At 66.6% G+C, this 14,681-nt stretch carries 13 protein-coding genes and 2 tRNA genes; 13 read left to right on the top strand and 2 right to left on the bottom strand.

Going from position 1 to position 14,681, the window contains the following annotated elements; translation table 11 throughout:
• Positions 1 to 73 precede the first annotated feature (73 nt).
• From AC3A6M_RS10485 to AC3A6M_RS10445, 9 genes are all read left to right on the top strand, one after another.
• Positions 74 to 2,755, top strand: a complete 2,682-nt coding sequence (locus AC3A6M_RS10485; RefSeq protein ID WP_487852665.1) for a DNA translocase FtsK — start codon at positions 74 to 76, stop codon at positions 2,753 to 2,755.
• Positions 2,756 to 2,841: 86 nt separating this feature from the next.
• Complete coding sequence (gene lolA / locus AC3A6M_RS10480) at positions 2,842 to 3,483, top strand: outer membrane lipoprotein chaperone LolA (protein WP_487852664.1); 642 nt, start codon at positions 2,842 to 2,844, stop codon at positions 3,481 to 3,483.
• The gene (locus tag AC3A6M_RS10475; protein ID WP_487852663.1) at positions 3,480 to 4,103 is read left to right on the top strand and encodes an energy transducer TonB; all 624 of its coding nucleotides are present in this window, start codon (positions 3,480 to 3,482) and stop codon (positions 4,101 to 4,103) included. The genes lolA and AC3A6M_RS10475 overlap by 4 nt, the downstream gene beginning before the upstream one ends.
• Entirely contained in the window at positions 4,100 to 4,780 is a 681-nt protein-coding gene (locus AC3A6M_RS10470; protein ID WP_487852662.1) for an energy transducer TonB, read from the top strand. The genes AC3A6M_RS10475 and AC3A6M_RS10470 overlap by 4 nt, the downstream gene beginning before the upstream one ends.
• 55 nt (positions 4,781 to 4,835) lie before the next feature.
• Positions 4,836 to 6,152, top strand: coding sequence for a replication-associated recombination protein A (locus AC3A6M_RS10465; protein ID WP_487852661.1), 1,317 nt, complete (start codon positions 4,836 to 4,838; stop codon positions 6,150 to 6,152).
• Positions 6,153 to 6,357: 205 nt separating this feature from the next.
• On the top strand, positions 6,358 to 6,570 hold the full coding sequence (locus AC3A6M_RS10460) for a hypothetical protein (protein WP_487852660.1): 213 nt from the start codon (positions 6,358 to 6,360) through the stop codon (positions 6,568 to 6,570).
• Positions 6,571 to 6,680: 110 nt separating this feature from the next.
• Entirely contained in the window at positions 6,681 to 7,976 is a 1,296-nt protein-coding gene (gene serS, locus AC3A6M_RS10455) for a serine--tRNA ligase (RefSeq protein WP_487852659.1), read from the top strand.
• Positions 7,977 to 8,058: 82 nt separating this feature from the next.
• Positions 8,059 to 8,148 (top strand) — tRNA-Ser (locus tag AC3A6M_RS10450).
• Between the two features lie 295 nt (positions 8,149 to 8,443).
• Positions 8,444 to 8,533, top strand: a tRNA-Ser gene (locus AC3A6M_RS10445).
• A 45-nt stretch (positions 8,534 to 8,578) separates the two neighbouring features.
• On the opposite strand, the gene AC3A6M_RS10440 is transcribed toward AC3A6M_RS10445, so the two are convergent.
• Complete coding sequence (locus AC3A6M_RS10440; RefSeq protein ID WP_487852658.1) at positions 8,579 to 10,189, bottom strand: methyl-accepting chemotaxis protein; 1,611 nt, start codon at positions 10,187 to 10,189, stop codon at positions 8,579 to 8,581.
• A gap of 157 nt (positions 10,190 to 10,346) precedes the next feature.
• On the bottom strand, positions 10,347 to 11,309 hold the full coding sequence (locus tag AC3A6M_RS10435) for a methyltransferase (protein WP_487852657.1): 963 nt from the start codon (positions 11,307 to 11,309) through the stop codon (positions 10,347 to 10,349).
• Positions 11,310 to 11,473: 164 nt separating this feature from the next.
• On the opposite strand from AC3A6M_RS10435, the gene AC3A6M_RS10430 reads away from it, so the two are divergent.
• The 4 genes from AC3A6M_RS10430 to AC3A6M_RS10415 all read left to right on the top strand — a co-directional run bounded on the left by AC3A6M_RS10430 (position 11,474) and on the right by AC3A6M_RS10415 (position 14,583).
• On the top strand, positions 11,474 to 11,659 hold the full coding sequence (locus tag AC3A6M_RS10430; RefSeq protein WP_487852656.1) for a hypothetical protein: 186 nt from the start codon (positions 11,474 to 11,476) through the stop codon (positions 11,657 to 11,659).
• A 15-nt stretch (positions 11,660 to 11,674) separates the two neighbouring features.
• The gene (gene ypfJ, locus AC3A6M_RS10425) at positions 11,675 to 12,541 is read left to right on the top strand and encodes a KPN_02809 family neutral zinc metallopeptidase (protein WP_487852655.1); all 867 of its coding nucleotides are present in this window, start codon (positions 11,675 to 11,677) and stop codon (positions 12,539 to 12,541) included.
• A gap of 271 nt (positions 12,542 to 12,812) precedes the next feature.
• Positions 12,813 to 13,997, top strand: a complete 1,185-nt coding sequence (locus AC3A6M_RS10420) for a zinc-dependent alcohol dehydrogenase (RefSeq protein WP_487852654.1) — start codon at positions 12,813 to 12,815, stop codon at positions 13,995 to 13,997.
• A 10-nt stretch (positions 13,998 to 14,007) separates the two neighbouring features.
• The gene (locus AC3A6M_RS10415; protein ID WP_487852653.1) at positions 14,008 to 14,583 is read left to right on the top strand and encodes a hypothetical protein; all 576 of its coding nucleotides are present in this window, start codon (positions 14,008 to 14,010) and stop codon (positions 14,581 to 14,583) included.
• Positions 14,584 to 14,681: the final 98 nt, after the last annotated feature.

Below are 14,681 nucleotides of genomic sequence, written 5' to 3'. Positions count from 1 at the left end.
CCCACTCGGCAATATATCGCTTAGAATGGTCGATCTTTGGGGAAACTACCCCGCAGCATCCGTTCGAATCAGCATGAGCAAGAATAGTCAATCGACCACTTCGACCTATACCCGCAAGCCTGCGCCGCCGCGGCAGCCGATGCCGAACCGGCTGGTGCGCTTGCTGTCGGAAGCGCGCTGGCTGGTCACCGCCGTGGTTTTGCTGTATTTCGTCCTCATCCTGCTCAGCTATAACAAGGCCGATCCGGGCTGGTCGCACGAGAACGTCGTGACCCACGTCGCCAACCTGGGCGGCCGCGCCGGCGCCTGGCTGGCCGACCTGCTGCTGTTCATCTTCGGCTTTTCCGTTTGGTGGCTGTGCGTCTGCTTCGCGCGCGCTGTATGGAAGGGCTACCGGCAGCTGCACAGCCGCTTCGTGCTCCAGGCGGCTCAACCCGAGCGGGAACCCGAGCACGAGGGAGAGGCCATCGTGCGGTGGGTCGGTTTCGCCCTGATGTTCACCGGCAGCGTTGGCCTGGAATTCCTAAGGATGCGGTGGCTGCAAGTGTCCCTGCCTCACGAGCACGGCGGCGTGCTTGGCCAGTTGATTGGCCGCGCGGCCTATGGCGCTCTCGGATCCACCGGTGCAACCTTACTGTTGCTGCTCCTGTTCGGCCTGGGTTTTTCCTGGTACTTCCAGGTGTCCTGGCTGGCGGTGGCCGAGCGCATCGGCGAAAAAATCGAATTGACCTTTGACTGGTTCCGCCTGCGCTACGAAGACCGCGAAGACCGCCGCCACGGCGAGGTCGCGGCCAGCCGCCGCGACGAGGTGGTGGTGAACGAGCGCGCCAAATACGTCGAAAAGCATGCCGCGCCGGCACCGGCCCCGAAGGCCGGGCCGCAGCGGGAAGAAGGCGCGGATGGGGAAGATCCGGCCCCGGCGCCGGGCTTGCTGGCCAGGATGATGTCGAAGGTCGCCGCCAAAGGCGACAAGGCCGGGAAGGAGCCGAAGCCGGACGCCAAGCTGGAGCCGCGCGCCGAGCCGATGCTGGACGAGGATATCGACGAGGACGGCGTGGTGACGCCGCGCGCACCCGCGCCGGCGGCCGCGCCGCGCGAACCGGCCTTCGCGCCGCCGCCCGCCGTGCCCGCATCCGTATCCACATCCGCGCCGGCATCCGCGCCCGCGCTGGCGCCGATCAAGATCGAGCCGCAGGTGGTCAGCGTGCCGCGCTCCGAGCGCGCCGAGAAGGAAAGGCAGAACAAGCTGTTCGAGGGCATGCCGGGCGATTCGACCCTGCCGCCGCTCGGCCTGCTGGACGACGCGCCGCCGGCCCAGGAATCGGTCGCCATCGAGACCCTGGAATTCACCAGCCGCCTGATCGAGAAGAAGCTGTCCGACTTCGGCGTCGAAGCCAAGGTGGTGGCCGCCTATCCGGGCCCGGTCGTGACCCGCTACGAGATCGAGCCGGCCACCGGCGTGAAGGGCAGCCAGATCGTCAACCTGGCGCGCGACCTGGCGCGTTCGCTGTCGCTGACCTCGATCCGCGTGGTCGAGACCATCCCCGGCAAGAACTACATGGCGCTGGAGCTGCCGAACCCGAAACGCCAGATCGTGCGCCTGACCGAGATCCTCGGCTCCAAGGTGTACGGCGACAGCGCTTCCAGCCTGACCGTCGCGCTGGGCAAGGACATCGCCGGCAAGCCGGTGATCGCCGACCTGGCCAAGATGCCGCACCTGCTGGTGGCCGGCACCACCGGTTCCGGCAAGTCGGTCGGCATCAACGCCACCATCCTGTCGCTGCTGTACAAGGCCGACCCGGACGACGTGCGCCTGATCCTGATCGACCCGAAGATGCTGGAAATGTCGGTCTACGAAGGCATCCCGCACCTGCTGGCGCCGGTCGTCACCGACATGCGCCAGGCCGGCCATGCCCTGAACTGGGCGGTGAACGAGATGGAGCGCCGCTACAAGCTGATGTCGAAGCTGGGCGTGCGTAACCTGGCCGGCTACAACGGCAAGATCCTGGAAGCGGCCAAGCGCGAAGAGCACATCCCGAATCCGTTCTCGCTGACCCCGGACGCGCCGGAGCCGCTGGACAAGCTGCCGACCATCGTCATCATCATCGACGAACTGGCCGACCTGATGATGGTGGTCGGCAAGAAGGTCGAGGAACTGATCGCCCGTATCGCGCAGAAGGCGCGCGCCGCCGGCATCCACTTGATTTTAGCGACGCAGCGCCCGTCGGTGGACGTGATCACGGGCCTGATCAAGGCCAACATCCCGACCCGTATCGCGTTCCAGGTGAGCTCGAAGATCGACTCGCGCACGATTCTCGACCAGATGGGCGCGGAAACCCTGCTGGGCATGGGCGACATGCTGTACATGCCGCCGGGTACCGGCCTGCCGATCCGCGTGCACGGCGCCTTCGTCTCGGACGACGAAGTGCATCGAGTTGTAAAACATCTGCAGTCGACGGGCGAACCGAATTACATTGAGGGCATCCTCGAAGGCGGCGTGCTGGAAGAGGGCGGCGGCGCCGACGGCGCGGCGGCGGGCGAGGGCGGCGGCGAATCCGATGCCCTGTACGACCAGGCGGTACAGGTCGTGCTGAAGAACCGCAAGGCCTCGATCTCGCTGGTGCAGCGCCACCTGCGCATCGGCTACAACCGCGCGGCCCGTCTGATCGAACAGATGGAGCAGAGCGGGCTGGTGTCGCCGATGCAGTCGAACGGCAACCGCGACATCCTGGTGCCGGCCACCAGCGCCGAATGATCGCGCGGCACCGTGGCGTCGTGGGCACGGGGTGCCCACGCATCCAGACGCCGCCTTCATGAACATATAAGAAAAGGAATACATCAATGACCATGAAGCTGAAATTCACTCTGGCCGCGCTGGTGGCGGCCGGTTCCCTGGCCCTGAGCGGCGCGGCATCCGCCAGCGCCCTCGAGCAGTTCAAATCCTTCGTCGCCGGGACCAAGGCCGCGCGCGGCGAGTTCACCCAGACCCAGGTGCGCAGCAAGGCGGCCACCGGCAAGGCCCCGGCGTCGTCGTCGGGCACCTTCGTGTTCGCCCGGCCCGGCAAGTTCATCTGGACCTACCAGAAGCCCTACGAACAGGTGCTGCAGGCCGACGGCGAGACGCTCTACATCTACGACAAGGACCTGAACCAGGTCACCACCCGCAAGCTCGGCAACGCGCTGGGCAGCTCGCCGGCCGCGATCCTGTTCGGCAGCAACGACCTGGAAAAGAACTTCACGCTGGCCGAAGCGGGCACCCGCGATGGGCTGGAGTGGCTCTCGGCGACGCCGAAATCGAAGGACACGACCTTCGAGCACATCGGCATCGGCCTGAAGGACGGCGTGCCGCAGGCGATGGAGCTGAAGGATTCCTTCGGCCAGACCTCGGTGCTGAAGTTCACGAATTTCCAGCGCAACCCGCAGTTGGGCGCCCAGCAGTTCAGGTTCGAGGCTCCGAAAGGGGCGGAAGTGGTCAACCAGTGACCCGGGGGGCGGTGCCGCTGCTGACGGCGGCACTTGCCGCCTCGGCCGCAGCGCCGGCCTCGGCCCAGGCGCCGATCCCGGCCAAATCCTGCGCCGCCCCGGAATACCCGCGCGAGGCGGTGCGCTACGAACTCGAAGGCGTCACGACCCTGCGCTTCCACCTGACCGCGGACGGCCGCGTGGGCGAGGTCCGGGTCGCGACATCGAGCGGCTGGGCGCTGCTCGACGACGCGGCGATCCGCACCATCCGGTCCTGCACCTTCACGCCGGAGCAGGCGGCGCGTGCCAGGGGTGCCGCGCTGCCGGTCACGTATGTCTGGCGCCTGAACGGCGGTGCCGTCCTGCGCCCGCACCTGGTGCCCGGCAGCTGTCCGGCCGCCGGCCGGTTCGCCGCTTTCCTTCCCTACGAAAACGCGCCCAGCGGCGCGGATGGCATCAAGGTGCGCCTGCTGGTCGACCCTTCCGGCCAGCCGCGCGGCGTGAAGCTGGAAGGCGCCCATCTGCCGCCCGAGACCGCGGACGCCGTGGTCAAGTACGTGGCGGGCTGCCGCTTCGGCTTCGATCCGGACCTCAAGGGTGAACGTACCGATACTGCTTACGGAAGGGTGCTGCTGAAATGAGATTCCGAGGATTCATCCTGGCGCTGTCCGTGCCGGCGGCGGCCGCCGCGCTGGCCGCCTGCCAGACGCAGGGCGGTGCCGATCCGGGCGCCACCGAACTCCATGTGGTTCCCGGCATGGGCAAGCACAGGAGCCTGCCGGTGGGGGATTGTCCCGCCCCGATCTGGCCGCGCGAGGCGCAGCGCTACGAGATCGAGGGCGTCACGCGGATCAAATACAAGCTGCTGCCCGACGGCCGGGCCAGTGAGCCCCGGGTGGTCAGGTCCAGCGGTTGGGCCATCCTCGACGATGCCACCGTCGCGCTCGTCCTGAACTGTAAGTACACCCCGCAGCAGGCGGCCGAGGCCCATGGCAGGGAGTTGCCGCTGGAATTCGAATGGCGCCTGGAGGAGGAGCGCGCGTACGCCAACATGCTGCCCGCCACCTGCGGACCTGCCGGCAGGATCGACGGGTTCCAGCCTTTCGACCGGCAGAACAGCGATGCCCGGGGCGTCAAGGTGCGCTTCCTGATCGACGGGGAAGGCGCGCCGCGCCGCATCCGGACCGAGGGCAAGGGCATCGACCCGGCGCTCGCCGACGAGGTCGCCGGCTACCTCGGCAAATGCCGCTTCGAATACGATCCGCAGGCAAAGCGCGTGCGCACCGACACCATGTACGGGCGCGTGCTGCTGCGCTAGGGCCGGTTCATGCGGGCCATTATATAAGTGGCCCGCATTCGGCTACACTGGCGGCATGGACAACCACGACCTTTTCAAGACCGAGCCCTCGCCGCCGCTGGCGGAGGCGCTGCGGCCCAAGACCATCGCCGAGGTCATCGGCCAGAGCCACCTGCTGGGTCCCGGCAAGCCGCTGAACCTGGTGTTCCAGTCGGGCCGCCCGCACTCGATGATCCTGTGGGGCCCGCCGGGCGTCGGCAAGACCACGCTGGCGCGCCTGACCGCGAACGCCTTCGACTGCGAGTTCATCGCGCTGTCGGCGGTGCTGTCGGGCGTGAAGGACATCCGCGCCGCCATCGAACAGGCCGAGCACTACCTGGCCGGCGGCAAGCACACCATCCTGTTCATCGACGAGATCCACCGCTTCAACAAGTCGCAGCAGGACGCCCTGCTGCCCTTCGTGGAATCGGGCCTGGTGACCCTGATCGGCGCCACCACCGAAAACCCGTCCTTCGAAGTGAATTCCGCGCTGCTGTCGCGTTCCCAGGTGTACGTGCTGAAGGCCCTGAACGACGACGAGATGCGCCAGTTGCTGAAACGCGCCCGGGAGCGCGTGCTGCAGGACCTGCAGTTCGACGAGGTGGCCGTGCAGACCCTGGTCGGCTATGCGGACGGCGACGCGCGCCGCTTCCTGAACCTGCTGGAGCAGACCAAGACCTCGGCCGAGACCTCCGGCATCACCCATATCACCGGCGAGTTCGTCGAGAACGCGCTGACCCTGAACGCGCGCCGCTTCGACAAGGGCGGCGACAACTTCTACGACCAGATCTCGGCCCTGCACAAGTCGGTGCGCGGCTCGCATCCGGACGCCGCCCTGTACTGGCTGTGCCGCATGCTGGACGGCGGCGCCGACCCGAAATACCTGTCGCGGCGCATCGTGCGCATGGCCTGGGAAGACATCGGCATCGCCGACCCGCGCGCGATCCAGCTGGCCAACGATGCCGCCGAGACCTTCGAGCGGCTCGGCTCCCCCGAGGGCGAGCTGGCGCTCGGCCAGGCCGTGATCTACCTGGCGATCGCCGCCAAGAGCAATGCCGGCTACAACGCCTTCAACGCCGCCATGGCCTTCGTCCGGAAGGACAAGTCGCGCGAGGTGCCGGTCCACTTGCGCAACGCGCCGACCAAGCTGATGAAGGAACTGGGCTACGGCCACGCCTACCGCTACGCCCACGACGAGCCGCACGCCTACGCGGCCGGCGAAACCTACCTGCCGGACGGCATGCCGGAGCCGGGCTGGTACCAGCCGGTGCCGCGCGGGATCGAGGCCAAGATCGCCGAGAAGCTGGCCTGGCTGCGCAGCCTCGACGACGAGGCGCGCGACGGCGAGTCCTGACCAGTCATCAGAGCGGCTGGCGGCGCCGGACACTGCCGCCGGCGGTGCCGCGCGCCGGAAAAGATCGGCTTTTTCGCGTTTCATCCTGCATTTCGTGCGCTTCGTCGCAAGTCGATGGAGGTCGTGGAAGGGAATGGCTACAGTACCACCATACCAAAGCACATCGCGAAGCACACCACCCACACCGAATCGCAAGGAGAACATCATGAAATTCCGTAAAAACCTCGAAGCCGCCTTCCTCGTCGCCGCCGTCGTGACCAACTTCGCCAGCTATGCCGTGGCCTCCGCCCAGGCTCCGGCCGTCGTCCGCAGCGCCCCGGCCGCAGTCGTGGCCAGCCCGGCAGTGAACCAGAAGATGCCGGTGGTCGTGGTCAAGGCCCAGCGCCTGACGGCTGCCGAGAAAGCCGCGCTGAACTGATTCCCGCCGTACCGGTCGAGGAATCGATCGACGAAACTCGCGGACCAGTGGCTGTCGGCTTGGTACAATTGCGCATTCGATAAAACCCATCGCAACGCAACGACCCCGACATGATTGACATCCAACTTCTCCGCAAAGACATCGACAACGTCGCAGCGCGCCTCGCGACCCGCAAGTTCCAGCTCGACGTCGCCGGCTTCAATGCCCTCGAAGCCGAGCGCAAGGCGATCCAGACGCGCACCGAAGAACTGCAGGGCAAGCGCAACAGCCTGTCGAAGCAGATCGGCATGCTGAAGGGCAAAGGCGAAGACACCAGCGCCGTGATGGCGGAAGTGGCCGGCATCGGCGACGAGCTGAAGGCCAACGAAGTGGCCCTGGCCGATGTGCAGGAAAAGGTGGCGCGCTTCATGGAAGCGATCCCGAACCTGCCGCACGAGTCCGCACCGATCGGCCAGGACGAGACCGGCAACGTCGAAGTGCGCAAGGTAGGCACCCCGCGCCAGTTCGATTTCGAAGTGAAGGACCACGTCGACGTCGGCGCCCCGCTGGGCCTGGACTTCGACACCGCGACCAAGCTGACCGGCTCGCGCTTCTCGGTCATGAAGGGCGGCATCGCCCGCCTGCACCGCGCACTGGCCCAGTTCATGCTGGACACCCACACCGGCCAGCACGGCTATACCGAGTGCTACACCCCGTACATGGTCAACGCGGATTCGCTGCGCGGTACCGGCCAGCTGCCGAAGTTCGGCGAAGACCTGTTCGCCGTGAAGAAGGGCGGCGCCGAGGGCGAGGGCGAGAACTTCTACCTGATCCCGACCTCGGAAGTCTCGCTGACCAATATGGTGCGCGACGAGATCGTGCCGCTGGATACCCTGCCGATCAAGGTCACCGCCCACACCCCGTGCTTCCGTTCGGAAGCCGGCAGCTACGGCCGCGACACCCGCGGCATGATCCGCCAGCACCAGTTCGACAAGGTGGAGCTCGTGCAGATCGTGCATCCGGAAAAATCGTACGAAGCGCTCGAAGAGATGGTCGGCCAGGCCGAGTTCATCCTGAAGAGCCTGGGCCTGCCGTACCGCGTGATGTCGCTGTGCACCGGCGACATGGGCTTCGGCGCCGCCAAGACCTACGACCTGGAAGTCTGGCTGCCGGCGCAGAACACCTACCGCGAGATCTCCTCGCTGTCGAACACCGAAGCCTTCCAGGCCCGCCGCATGCAGGCCCGCTTCCGCAACGCCCAAGGCAAGCCGGAACTGCTGCACACCCTGAACGGCTCCGGCCTGGCAGTCGGCCGCACGCTGGTCGCCGTGCTGGAGAACTACCAGCAGGCGGACGGCAGCGTGGTGATCCCGGAAGTGTTGCGTCCGTACATGGGCGGCCTCGAGCGCCTGACCCCGGCCGCCTGAGTTTCGCTGGATAAATTACTCTTCCGTTTTCGCCGGGGCCTGCTATAATGTGGCCTCTCGCGAATACAGCGACCGGTTACCAGGAGAGGTGGCAGAGTGGTCGAATGTACCTGACTCGAAATCAGGCGTACGGGTGACCGTACCGTGGGTTCGAATCCCACCCTCTCCGCCAAGACAAAACAAAAAAGCGCCCACTGGGCGCTTTTTTGTTTTTGGCGGAGAGGGAGGGAAGCGCCTGCGCGCTTCCCGTTGGGATTCGAAGGGCCGGGCCTGCCAGCCCGGCCCGCCCGAATCGCCCGACTGCTGTGATTTGTGCGCGCCGCGCACAAATCACAGCCCCGCGCGCCGAGGGCGCGCGCTCGTCCCTCTAGCTTTGCAGTACTAAAAGATACGCGGCAAAACCACCTTGCGAGATTCCCAACCACCCCCTATAATGCGTGCTCTCGCGAACAAGCGACCGGTTACCAGGAGAGGTGGCAGAGTGGTCGAATGTACCTGACTCGAAATCAGGCGTACGGGTGACCGTACCGTGGGTTCGAATCCCACCCTCTCCGCCAAGACGTAAAGCAAAAAGGCTCCCTCGGGAGCCTTTTTGCTTTGGGTCAGCGCATGGCCAGCATCGCCCGCTGCGTCACTCCAGGCGCCACCGCCTGCGCCGCAACCCCCACCTTGAACACACTCACCAGCGTCGCCAGCTCCGCCGCCTGCTGCTGCATCGCCTGCGCGGCCGCCGCCGCTTCCTCGACCAGCGCCGCGTTCTGCTGCGTCACCCCATCCATGTCCATGATCGCCCGGTTGGCCTGTTCGATGCCGTGGGTCTGCTCGGCCGTGGCCGCGCTGATGTCGGCCATGATGTCGGCCACCTTGCCGATGCTGTCGACCACTTCGCTCATGGTCATGCCGGCCTGGTTGACCAGGCGGCTGCCGGTGTCGACCTTGCCGACCGAGTCGTCGATCAGGGCCTTGATCTCCTTGGCCGCCGCGGCCGAGCGCTGGGCCAGGTTGCGGACTTCGCCGGCCACGACCGCGAAGCCGCGGCCCTGTTCGCCGGCGCGTGCCGCTTCCACCGCCGCGTTCAGCGCCAGGATATTGGTCTGGAAGGCGATCCCGTCGATCACCGAGATGATGTCCACGATCTTCTTCGAGGAGTCGTTGATCGAGCCCATGGTGTCCACCACCTGGGCCACGACCTCGCCGCCGCGCGCCGCCACGCTCGACGCGGCGCGCGCCAGGGCGTTGGCGGTCTGGGCGTGATCGGCGTTCTGCTTCACGGTCGAGGTCAGTTCTTCCATCGTCGACGCGGTCTCTTCCAGCGAGCCGGCCTGGATCTCGGTGCGGGCCGACAGGTCCGCATTGCCGCTGGCGATTTCGCTGGAGGCATGGGTGATGTGGTGGGTGGCCTGGCGCACGTGGCCGACCAGCTCGGCCAGCCGGGCGCGCATGGTCTCCATGGCGAACAGCAGGCTGGCGCGGTCGCCGTCGCGCAGCGCGACTTTCACGTCCAGCTCGCCGTTGGCGATGCGGCCGGCGATGTCGGCCGCGTAGCCGGGTTCGCCGCCCAGCTGGCGCAGCAGGCTGCGCGTGATCATCCAGGCCATGGCGCCGCCCAGCAGCAGGGCCGCCAGGGTGATCGCCAGGGTCTCGCGGCGCGCCGCCTGGTGCGCCGCCGCGGCTTCATCGGCGGCGGCGTTCATCTGCTGTTCGAGGTGCTTGACCATGTCGTCCATCGCGACGATGGTCTTGGTCTGCAGCGGCTGCAGTTCGTCCAGCAGCACGCGGTTCGACTGCTCGCGCTCGCCGGCCTTCACCAGCGCCGTCATCTTGGTCACCACGTCGACCGCGGCGGCGCGGGTGGCGGCGATCCTGGCCAGGTCGGCCTTCTCGGCCTCGCTGGAGATGATGGCGGACAGTTTGTCGGACAGGACCTTGTACTCGGCGCGGTTGGCCGCCAGGCGCTTGTTCTCGGCGTCGATCTCGGCCGCGTCGCTCATCAGCGCGATGTTGCGGCCGTTGATGATCGCGTTCATCACCGACTGGCGCAGGCCCGCCACCAGGCGCACCTTGACGTTGTCGCTCTCGACGATCCGGGTCATCTTGTCCTGCATGGTCGCCATGTTGACGACGCCGTTGATGGCCAGGGCCACCATCAGGACGAGGACGATGGAAAAAGCGAGCGCAAGCCGCGCCCATACCTTGAGGTTGGTGATCTTCATAGGGATTCAGCAATGGGTGCCGATGGCCGGAGCTGAGGCCTGGCGTTGAACGGGTGCAGCCGATTATATGATGCAATGAAAATTGCCGACTGGGAATTTTGGCAATCGATTACAGCCTGATAATGGATCTGTGGTTTTCTTTCGACGGCGCCGGCGTTCAGCGCCGCTTCACCGCGTGCAGCCACACGGCGGCGATGCGCTCCACCTGTTCGTAGCCTTCGCAGTCGAGCTGGCCGCCGAAGATGTCCGGGTCCAGCTCTTCATAATGCCATTCCTCGCAGGCGGCGTCGAGGAGCGGGCGGATCGCGGCCAGGAAGCGGTCCTCGCCGTCAACGATCGCGACGCCGGTGTACAGCAGCAGGCTGCCGCCCGGATGCAGGCGCGCCAGGGCGGTCCTGACGATCTGGATCGACAGCGCGGCGCCATGCTCGCCGCCGCCGTGGCGATAGGGCAGCTCGTCCGGATCGAGGATGTAGGGCGGGTTCGACATCGCCAGGTCGAAGTGGCCGTCGACGCCGTCCAGCAGGTTGCTGCGGCAGGGGATCAGTTGCGCGGCGCCGTTCAGTTCCGCGTTGATCTCGGTGAGCGCGAGCGCGTCGGCGTTGATGTCGGCGCCGTACACGGTGGCGTCGGGCCGGCACAGGGCCAGCTCGATCGCGCCCGGTCCGGCGCCGCAGCCGATGTCGACCGCGCGCCGGACCGGGCGGCGCAGCAGTTTCGACGCCAGCGCGCGCCGCAGCGCGGCGACGTAGCGGTAGGTGTCGGGGCCGAAGAACACGGCGTCGTCGTCGTCGGTCGGCCAGGCGGAATGGAAGTAGAGCTGGCGGCCGATGGTCGAGGCGCGGATGCGCGCGCGCCAGCCGCTGCTGCCATCCTGCTCGACCTCCTCGCGCAGCCCGGCATCGAGCAGCAGGGCGTCGAGCTCCGCCGGCAGCACGCCGGCGCGGTAGGGGCGATTCCAGCCGAGCACGCCGCGCAGGTCCTGCGCCCAGGCGTTTTCCGGGCGGCGGTTGACGCGCCTGTGGGTGGCAGGGGTGACGGTGGTGAAGCGATAATCCTGGCCGAGCAGCCGGCGGCCGAGGGCGGAGAGGGCGGACGGGGAGCGCAGGTTCAGGGTCATGGCGCCAGCATGACTTCGGTGTCGGGACGTCTCCGTGCGACAGCGTACATAATAGTGAAAAGTCGATGCATTATGTGAAGGGTCGTACATACCCGCCGGGCATGCCCGCGCATACTCGAACAACGGGCTGGGCGATGGCGCCCGGCAAATCACGAAGGATGGTCATGAGCACGAAACTGCCGAACGCTTCACTCAATTCCCGCCTCGAGCGTGAAGTCGAACGCGAACGCCACGAGCGCCAGCTGCACGACGAGCGGCGCGCCGGTATCGCGGCCGATGAGGAATTCCGCAACAAGGATGCCCGCGAACAGGCGGGCGCGGTGGGCCTGAAGCGGCCCACGGGACGATAAAGCAAGGAGAACAGCATGCGTTGGCAAGGCGACGAACAGAGTAACAACGTGGAGGACCGCCGCGGTGGTGGAGGCGGCGGCTTCGGCATCGGCGGCGGCACGGTGGGGATCGGCACGATCGTCATCGCGCTGATCGGTTCCTGGTTCTTCGGGGTCTCGCCCGGCACGATCCTGAACCTGCTGTCCGGCGGTTCGCCGGCCCAGGTCCAGCAGGCGCCTTCGCATCCGCCCGCCAACGACCAGGAGACGCAGTTCGTGCGGACGGTCCTGCGCTACACCGAAACCACCTGGACCCAGATCTTCAAGGCCAACGGCGGCACCTACACGCCGCCGGTGCTGGTGCTGTACGACGGCCGCACGCCGACCCAGGGCTGCGGCACCGGCCAGGCGGCGGTCGGGCCGTTCTACTGCCCGGCGGACCGCAAGGTCTACATCGACCTGTCCTTCTTCAACATGATGCAGCAGCGCTTCCACGTGGGCGGCGAATTCACCCAGGCCTATGTGATCGCACACGAGGTCGGCCACCACGTGCAGAACCTGCTGGGCATCTCCGGCAAGGTCGACAGCATGCGCCAGCGCCTGTCCGAGACCGAGGCGAATGCGCTGTCGGTGCGCGTGGAACTGCAGGCCGACTGCTTCGCCGGCGTCTGGGCCTACCACACCAACGAGGCCAAGCAGATCATCGAGCAGGGCGACGTCGAGTCGGCCCTGAAAGCGGCCAGCGCAATCGGCGACGACGCGCTGCAACGCCAGTCGCGCGGCGAGGTGGTGCCCGATTCCTTCACCCACGGTACCTCGGCCCAGCGGGTACGCTGGTTCACGAAGGGCTTGCAGACCGGTAGCGTGGAGCAGTGCAACACCTTCGAGGCGCGCCAGCTTTGAGGAGAGCCTCGCAAACCTACTGCGCGTCGCGGGAGCGGCCGGTGATGCTCCGCTACGGCGGACCGGCCGTACCGAATGTACGGCTGCGCTTCTCGGCCGTTGTCGTTTCTAGCGAATAAGAAATTTCCTTTTAAAAACAATCGGATACAAAATTTGTCCGGAAACCCGCGTTCGTTTCCGTGCGCGTATCGCCTTCCTTGGCGTTTTGACATAACTTCTTGTCCAAGTGCCCGCTTGAGCTGCGGGCCGTCAACCAATCCGAGGAGGACATATGCTGGCAATGAATTACCGGGGGCCATATCGCGTCCGCGCAGATTACAAGCCCGATCCCGTCATCGAACATCCTGGCGACGCCATCGTGCGCGTGACCCGCACCTGCATCTGCGGTTCCGACCTGCACCTGTACCATGGCATGGTGCCCGATACCCGCGTCGGCCATACCTTCGGCCACGAGTTCATCGGCGTGGTCGAGGACGTCGGTTCGGACGTGCAGACGCTGAAGGTGGGCGACCGGGTGATGGTGCCGTTCAATCTGTTCTGCGGCTCCTGCTTCTTCTGCCAGCACGAGTTGTACGGCAACTGCCACAACACGAACCCCGAATCGACCGCGGTCGGGGCGATCTACGGTTACTCGCACACGGCCGGCGGCTACGACGGCGGGCAGGCCGAGTACGTGCGCGTGCCGATGGCCGACGTCGGCCCGATGGTGATCCCGGACGACATCCACGACGACGACGCCGTGCTGCTCACCGACGTCACGCCGACCGGCTACCAGGCGGCCGAGATGGGCGACATCAGCGAAGGCGACACCGTGGTGATCTTCGGCGCCGGCCCGATCGGCATCCTGGCCGCCAAGTCGGCCTGGCTGATGGGGGCAGGGCGCGTGATCGTGGTCGACGAGCTCGAATACCGCCTCGAATTCGTCAAGCGCTGGGCCCAGTGCGAGGTGGTCAACTTCCGCGAAGTCGAGGACATGGCCGAGCACATCAAGAAGATGACGGACTGGATGGGCGCCGACGTCTGCATCGACGCGGTGGGCGGCGACGCCGCCGGCTCGATCGCCCAGACCCTGACCGGGCGCCTGATGAAGATGCAGGCCGGCTCCTCCACGGTCCTGCACTGGTGCATCAACTCTGTGCGCAAGGGCGGCAACGTGTCGATCGTGGGCGTGTATGGGCCGACCTTCAACATGGTCCCGATCGGCAACGTGCTGAACAAGGGCCTGACGATCCGCGCCAACCAGGCCAGCGTCAAGCGCCACCTGCCGCGCCTGATCGAGCATATCCGCGAAGGCCGCCTGAGCCCGAAGGACATCATCACCCACCGCGTGCCGCTCGAAGAAATCGCCGACGCCTACCACATCTTCTCGAGCAAGCTCGACAACTGCATCAAGACCGTCCTGATCCCGCCGCGCGCCCACGAGGTCCGCGCGGTCCAGGCCAGCGCACTGCATTAAGGAGCCCCCCATGCAAACTTCCGACCAAGTGAATCCGGATTCGCACCAGCACCACGGCCACGGCCACGCCGACGAGCACCAGAACGACTATCCGATGGTGCCGCAGCGGCCCTCGCGCGAACAGCTGGCCCACATCAAGGGCTGGGGCGCCGACCTCGACCGCAAGAACCGCCCGGCCGTGCCGATGGAACGCACCCCGCCGCGCTTCATCCACGCGCATGAGGGCAAGCTGCCGCAGCAACCGGAAACCGTCGAGATCCTGACGTCGACCGAGCGCCCCGGCATCACGCCGATCTTCGGCACCGCCCAGCCGCCGAAAGGCCTGTCCGGCATGATGCGCCGGCTGGCCTTCCGCTGGTCCGAGAACGACATGCGCCACTGGCTGATCCTGCTGGCCGCCGACCGCGTCAACGTGGTCGAGGGCATCGGCGAAGACCTGGCCAAGGGCAAGGTGCCGAACGTGTTCGCCGAGATGGGCATCAAGGCCGAGTGGGAGCACAACAAGGCGGGGCTGGTGAAGAAGGCAGCGCTTGCCACGGCGGTGGTGGGTACCGCGGTTTACCTGATGCGCCGGCGCCAGCGCTGAAATACCGGCGCTATCCCGCCAAGTTTTGCGTGTGTAGCGGTAACGCTGGCAAGACGGTACCGGTCGTACCGCCCCACGATACGCCCCACACCGGCCTC

Source organism: Telluria sp. Soil_C_11, assembly GCF_057657395.1.
The sequence above is the reverse complement of the archived record's forward strand: the minus strand, read 5'-3'. Positions and strand labels throughout refer to the sequence as shown.